The 1,777-nt window shown below is 34.9% G+C and carries 1 pseudogene; it reads right to left on the bottom strand.

Annotated features, from left to right (window positions below):
* Positions 1-45: 45 nt before the first annotated feature.
* Positions 46-1,764: pseudogene (locus CP366_RS10290) on the bottom strand (oligopeptide ABC transporter substrate-binding protein).
* Between the last annotated feature and the right edge of the window lie 13 nt (positions 1,765-1,777).

Raw genomic sequence — 1,777 nt, 5'->3', positions numbered from 1 at the left:
CAGGGAAATAAAATTAAGGAAATATTCATCCTTACACAAACTATTTTACGGTCTCGGTTTAAGTGACCATCCAGTTACTTTTTTATTAACAGCGGTTATTGAATATGAATTAGTGGTATGTACAACATAGGCCTCATTGTACATCCATTTTTTCCATTTTCTGAATGCGTCAACACGATACTTATGGTTGAAAGCTTTTTCTGAGTCAATATCAGCTAAAAGCTTACTTTGTACAGGGGAAACAAAACGTGCCATATTATATGGTGCAGCAGCGCTATAAAGATCATTAGGAGAAGGTTCACTTGAAAGTGACCAGCCACCTTCAAAGACATCAATTTTTGGATCATCAGATTGAACTGCTTGTACCCAATTGTTAAATTCCATTGGACGACCGCCAACAAACTTAACGTTCAAACCGATTTTCTTCCATTGTTGGATATAATTACGCCATACGGGCTCTGCGGTAGTAGCATTGTTTCTAACAGCTAAATTAATAGTAAGCTTCTTTCCGTTAGGTTGAACTCTGAATTCGCCTTTCTTTTTATATCCGGCTTTATCTAGTAATTGGTTGGCTTTCTTCAAATTATATGGGTAACCTTTAATTGAACTATCGGAAAAGTCACCAAATTGTTCTGGAATCAAAGTATTAACACGGAATGCTAATCCTTGGTAATAGCGTTTAGCAACAGCATCAATATTCATTGCATAGGCCATTGCTTTACGTAATGCTGGATTATTCATCTTGGCATTCTTATTTTCAACATTCTTTCCTAGCTTCTTATCCCATTTACCAACTTTAAAAGCTAAGTAGTTATAACTAAGTGGAACTTCACCAATAAAGTTAGTATCAGTTGCATTCTTAGTTTGATCCCATTGTGTATTAACCACATCAGCAATATCAAATTTATGACTTTTAATGGCTTGGGTAGCAGAACTGGAGCTGATAACAGATGCAGTTACTTTTTCAAAGTTTGGTGTACCACGCCAGTAATAAGGATTACGCTCCCCAGAAACAGATTGACCACGAACAATATTAGATACACGGAATGGTCCAAAAAATAGTGGGGATTTTCTGACCTTGTTACTAGATAAAAGTTTTGAAAAAGGTACATCCTTTAAGTAATGATAGGGTTCAGCATATTCCCAGAAATATCCATTACCTGATTAAAGCATACCAGGCTTCATTTGCTTGAAATGGAGTACGACTTTGCGTCCATTTTCACCATCAGGCATTTCAATTCCAGAAATTTTCTTGCTTTTGCCTTCATGATATTCAGCTAAGCCAACAATATCAGCTAAAGATTCAGTATATCTTTGTGATTTAGAGTCTTTATTTGCAATAATTTCATAAGCAAATTCAACGTCTTTAGCATTCACTTGCTTACCATCTGACCACTTAACTCCTTTTTTCACTTCGATTGTGATAGTCTTAGCTTTCCGATTTAGTTTAAAAGTAGCAGCTCCTTTATTATTAATCTTATATTGATCATCTGTTGAAAATAAAGATTCTAGACCTGGGCTTTGTACCTCACCATCAATTGTAGTATCTGATAATTCTGGTAAGAAAATACCAGTGAATGGACTGTCTGATTCAACAGCATAGGTTAAAGTTCCTCCTTTTTTAATACTTTTTACAGGAACAGTTTCGCTAAACTTATGATTAGTTTTATTTGCATTACTACTGTTTGTATGTTTGTTATTACCACATGCAACTAAACTTAAGAGACTGTCAAGAAGTTTGTGTAAATAATCTCTCTCGTTGATTGACTTTTTTATT

This window comes from Lactobacillus sp. UMNPBX15, assembly GCF_002553785.1.
Classification (GTDB): domain Bacteria; phylum Bacillota; class Bacilli; order Lactobacillales; family Lactobacillaceae; genus Lactobacillus; species Lactobacillus crispatus.
This window is presented reverse-complemented; position numbering and strand designations above follow the sequence as displayed.